Origin of the sequence: Elstera litoralis (assembly GCF_000963705.1) — a bacterium.
GTDB lineage: Bacteria > Pseudomonadota > Alphaproteobacteria > Elsterales > Elsteraceae > Elstera > Elstera litoralis.
Map to the genome: position 1 here is coordinate 1 of NZ_LAJY01000451.1, position 4839 is coordinate 4839.

4 protein-coding genes and 1 pseudogene are annotated in these 4839 nt (G+C 61.2%); 1 reads left to right on the forward strand and 4 read right to left on the reverse strand.

What is annotated here, in order from left to right; translation table 11 throughout:
* Together VZ95_RS15605 and coxB are read right to left on the reverse strand one after the other, a co-directional pair.
* Positions 1-1405 (reverse strand): cytochrome c oxidase subunit I (locus VZ95_RS15605; RefSeq protein WP_045776681.1); only part of this gene is annotated, 1405 nt, incomplete at its 3' end.
* A gap of 27 nt (positions 1406-1432) precedes the next feature.
* On the reverse strand, positions 1433-2287 hold the full coding sequence (coxB, locus tag VZ95_RS15610) for a cytochrome c oxidase subunit II (RefSeq protein WP_156995340.1): 855 nt from the start codon (positions 2285-2287) through the stop codon (positions 1433-1435).
* A 339-nt stretch (positions 2288-2626) separates the two neighbouring features.
* Between coxB and tldD the strand changes: the two are divergent.
* A pseudogene (gene tldD / locus VZ95_RS15615) lies at positions 2627-4077 on the forward strand (metalloprotease TldD).
* Here tldD and VZ95_RS15620 read toward each other — a convergent pair.
* Together VZ95_RS15620 and VZ95_RS28320 are read right to left on the reverse strand one after the other, a co-directional pair.
* On the reverse strand, positions 4074-4634 hold the full coding sequence (locus tag VZ95_RS15620) for a chlorite dismutase family protein (protein WP_045776683.1): 561 nt from the start codon (positions 4632-4634) through the stop codon (positions 4074-4076). The pseudogene tldD and the gene VZ95_RS15620 overlap by 4 nt on opposite strands.
* A 64-nt stretch (positions 4635-4698) precedes the next feature.
* Positions 4699-4833 (reverse strand): SCP2 sterol-binding domain-containing protein, encoded by a 135-nt coding sequence (locus tag VZ95_RS28320; protein ID WP_332308109.1) that lies wholly within the window; start codon positions 4831-4833, stop codon positions 4699-4701.
* Positions 4834-4839: the final 6 nt, after the last annotated feature.

Consider the following 4839-nt stretch of genomic DNA (forward strand, 5'->3'; position numbering starts at 1 on the left):
GATAATCCGGAATACGGCGCGGCATGCCCGAGAGGCCCAAGAAGTGCATCGGGAAGAACGTCAGGTTCACGCCGACGAAGGTGATCCAGAAGTGCAGTTTCCCCAGAAATTCCGGATACTGACGACCCGACATCTTGCCGATCCAATAGTAGAACCCGGCGTACATGGCGAAGACCGCGCCCAGCGACAGCACGTAATGGAAATGGGCGATGACGTAATAGGTATTATGCAGCGCCACATCCACCCCGGCATTCGCCAGCACGACGCCGGTAACACCGCCGACCGTGAACAGGAAGATGAAGCCCATCGCGAACAGCATCGGCGTGCGGAAAGTGATCGAGCCGCCCCACATGGTCGCGATCCACGAGAAGATCTTAACCCCCGTCGGCACCGCAATCACCAGCGTTGCCGCCGTGAAGTAAGCGCGCGTGTTCACATCCAGACCAACCGTATACATGTGATGCGCCCACACCACGAAGCCGACCACGCCGATGGCGACCATTGCATAGGCCATGCCGAGGTAGCCGAAGATCGGCTTGCGCGAGAAGGTGGAGATGATGTGGCTGACGATACCGAAGGCCGGCAAAATCATAATGTACACTTCGGGATGGCCGAAGAACCAGAACAGATGCAAGAACAGCATCGGGTCGCCGCCGCCGGCCGGATCGAAGAAGCTGGTGCCGAAGTTACGGTCGGTCAGCAGCATCGTGATCGCGCCGCCGAGAACCGGAACGGCCAGCAGCAGCAGGAACGCCGTCACCAACATCGCCCACACGAACAGCGGCATCTTATGCAGCGTCATGCCCGGCGTGCGCATATTGAAGATGGTGGTGATGAAATTGATCGCGCCCAGGATCGACGAGGCCCCGGCCAGATGGAGCGCGAAAATCGCCATGTCCATCGAGGCGTTTGGCGTGCCGAGTTTGGAGGAGAGCGGTGGATAAATCGTCCAACCGACCCCCGCCCCGGCATTCTCACCGCCGACAAAGGCCGAGCCCAGCAGCAGCGCGAAAGCCGGAATAATCAGCCAAAAGCTGATATTATTGAGGCGCGGAAACGCCATATCCGGCGCACCGATCATAATCGGCACGAACCAATTGCCGAAGCCGCCAATCAGCGCGGGCATAACCACGAAGAAGACCATGATGACGCCGTGGGCCGTGGTGAACACGTTCCACACATGGCCATTGGCCATATACTGCATGCCCGGGTTCTGAAGCTCCATCCGCATGTAAACGGAGAAAGCCGACCCTATCAGCCCCGCGAAAACCGCAAAGATGATGTAGAGCGTGCCAATGTCCTTATGGTTGGTCGAGAGCAGCCACCGACGCCACCCCGTAGGGGACTCATGGTGGTGATCGTCGTGGCTATGGTCGTGACCATGCGCTGCCGTTGGGTTCGCCATGGGTATCTCTCCTGATCCTAAGATCGCTTACTGGGCCACGGCCTGCGCCACGGCATTGCCGGGGGCGCCAGGCCGGTTGGCGGCGAATTTGGTCTGCGCTTCTTTGGCCCAGGCCGCGAATTTCTCTTTCGACACAACCTCAACCGCAATCGGCATAAAACCGTGATTGATGCCGCAGATCTGATTGCACTGACCGAAGAAAATGCCTTCCTTCTGCGCCTGCAACCATGTTTCGTTGGTGCGGCCGGGGAACGCGTAAATCTGCACGCCGAACGGCGGCACCAGCCAGGAATGCATCACGTCGGCGGACGTCACGAGCACGCGCACTTGCGTGTCGACCGGCACGACCAGACGGTTATCGACGCCCAGCAGGCGCGGCATTTTTTGTTCGGCGGCGGCTTTATCGTCCAGCATATAGCTGTCGAACGTAAAATTGCCATTGTCCGGATATTCATAGGACCAGTACCACTGATGCCCCGTGACCTTGATGGTCATTTCGGCATTGGGCGCACGATCCAGGAAATACAGCAGACGAAACGACGGCGCGGCGATGGCGACCAGAATCAGCACCGGGGCCAGCGTCCAAACGATTTCCAGCATCGTATGATGCGTGGTCGTGCTCGGGTTCGGGTTTGCCTTTGCGTTGAAGCGGAAAATCACCACCAGCAGCAGCACCAGCACGAACAGAACGATGCCGGTGATGATCCAGAGCATCAGATCGTGGAAATGGTGAATGCGATCCTTCACGGGCGAGGCCGCGTCGATCATCCCCATCGCCCAATTCGCCGGGACCGACGGTTCGACGGCCAAGCTGCTAGCAGCCCCCAACATCAGCGGGAGCAGCGCCAAAATGGCCACAAGCCAACCCCAATTACGCGACATGCTCATCCTTCCTCCGGTCCTCTCAGCCTCTTCCGCTTTTCGGCGTCCTCAGCCTGCGCCGAGTACCGAAAAACGAGCTAGGGCGAACGCATAGCGTTTCCACCCCCGGCGACCCTCAGGGCAGCCTGGATAATGGCCGCATTTTGGCGTGAGCAACCCGATCTGTCAAAGACTTGCCGCAATGATTTGGATCAATGCAGAATCTACCAGGGTATTTTGCAACGCAATATCAGCCTTGTGCGCCGCACATAGCGCATTCAACGCATTGATCTTCCGGCCCGAACACCCCATTGCTTAAGGGGCTGATCGCACACTGCGCGCCGTCTTTAGGAGTCACCCATGTCCGTTTCCGCCGCCTCCGCCCTCACCCAGAGCGACGCGCTTTTCTTCTCCGCCGCCGGGCTCGACCGAAGCGCGACGGAAACCCTGGTCGCCGACACGCTGCGGGCAGTGGATGATGGCGAACTCTATCTCGAATATACCCAGTCCGAGAGCTTCTCTTTCGACGATGGCCGCCTGAAGAGCGCGAGCTACGATACCACGCAAGGCTTTGGTCTGCGGGCGGTTTTGGGCGATACCACCGCCTATGCCCATGCCTCGGTGCTCGATTTATCGGCCCTGCGCCGCGCCGGAGAAACCGTCAGCGCCGTGCGCAAGGGCTATGACGGCAGCGTTGCGCTCAGCGCCGCCCCTGCCCCCGGCGGCATCGCGCTCTATTCCGACCTCAACCCGCTGCTGAACGTCGGCTTCGACGCCAAGATCAAGCTGCTGGAAGCCATCGACGCCTACGCCCGCGCCCGCGATCCGCGCGTGCGTCAGGTGATGGCCTCCCTCTATGGCGAATGGTCGGCGGTGCAGATCGTGCGCGGCAATGGCGCGCGTTTTGCCGATATCCGCCCGCTCGTGCGACTGAATGTCGCCGTGATGGTCGGCGAGGGCGATCGGATGGAATCGGGCTCGGCGGGCGCGGGCGGGCGCACGGCCTATGATCTCTACCTCCAGCCCCAGCGCTGGCAGGCGATGGTCGATGAAGCGCTGCGGCTGGCCCTCGTTAACCTCGGGTCGGTCCCCGCCCCGGCGGGCGAAATGACCGTCGTGCTCGGCGCGGGCTGGCCCGGCGTACTCCTGCATGAAGCCGTAGGGCATGGGCTCGAAGGTGATTTCAACCGCAAGCAAACCTCCGCCTTCTCCGGCCTGCTCGGCCAGCGGGTCGCCGCCCCTGGCGTCACCGTGGTCGATGACGGCACCATCCCCGACCGGCGCGGCTCCCTGACCGTCGACGACGAGGGCACCCCGACCGGGCGCACGGTACTGATCGAAGACGGGATTCTGAAGGGCTTCCTGCAAGACCGGCTGAACGCGCGCCTCATGGGCGTGGCCCCCACCGGCAACGGGCGGCGGCAATCCTATGCCCACGCGCCGATGCCGCGCATGACCAACACCTTCATGACCGATGGCGATAAAGACCCGGCGGAAATCATCGCCTCGGTCAAAAAAGGCCTTTATGCCGCCAATTTCGGTGGCGGGCAGGTCGATATCACCTCCGGCAAATTCGTGTTCTCGGCGACCGAGGCCTATCTGATCGAAGACGGCAAACTCGGCCCCGCCGTGAAGGGCGCGACGCTGATCGGCAACGGCCCGGATGCCCTCACCCGCGTCAGCCTGATCGGCAACGACAGCCGCCTCGACGATGGGATCGGCACCTGCGGCAAGGACGGCCAGTCGGTCCCCGTCGCGTCGGGCAACCGACCCTGCGGATTGATGCCATGACCGTGGGGGGAACGGCTTAACCCGCGCGGGTTAAGCGAATATCCACTTCCCGCTCCACATAGGCCCATTCTTCCGTTTGCCGCAGCGCGCCGACCAAATCCTCGAAGGCTTGGGTTTGGTCGGCGGCATAGTCGAACCAGGTTAGAAAATCGAACGGTGCCGGTTCAGCCAAATCGCGGCAATGGTGAAGACGCCGGGCAATGGCGGGCAGGTAGCGCACGCCAATCGCGGTATGCCGCGAGCGTTCTTCAAAAATCTGGCGGCGCGCGTCTTGGGTGAGATTCCACCAAGCGGCGTTCTTTTTTATTGGAATGAGCGCCGCGCATGTGGACTCAGCCCGGCCCGGTGGCACCTGGACCGCCGCAAGGCTCGCCTGTTCGGTTTGCGTGGCGTAGCGCCCGTAGCTCGTGACCCCGGACAAAGCCCAAGCGCTGTTTTCGACAGGCCCGTTACCCTGCACGACGGCAAGCCTAGCTGCCATCGGCAGCGTCTCACCAATGACGGAGCGGATCGCCAGAACCGACCATTCCCCCTGATTGCCGCCAATAAACCGATAGAGACGCGGGTTGACGTTCATTGTGTTACGCTGCCTGTCCGTGGGTTGCCCCATCCGCAAAGCAAGCATTGGACCAAAGCGGCGCTTAGCCCAGCGCGTTAACCAGTTTCATAGCAACCCCCAGCGAGCCCGCGACTTTGATCTTGCCAAAAGTATAACCCAGCATCGGATCGAGCTGACCATCGATCAGCTTATTCAGGTTTTCGGTGGAAATGCGAATGGTGCA

Bases quoted from the DNA above. Each gene is read 5' to 3' on its own strand.
- VZ95_RS15620 (WP_045776683.1), bottom strand. From the start codon at position 4,634: ATGAACGTCAACCCGCGTCTCTATCGGTTTATTGGCGGCAATCAGGGG.
- coxB (WP_156995340.1), bottom strand. From the start codon at position 2,287: ATGTCGCGTAATTGGGGTTGGCTTGTGGCCATTTTGGCGCTGCTCCCG.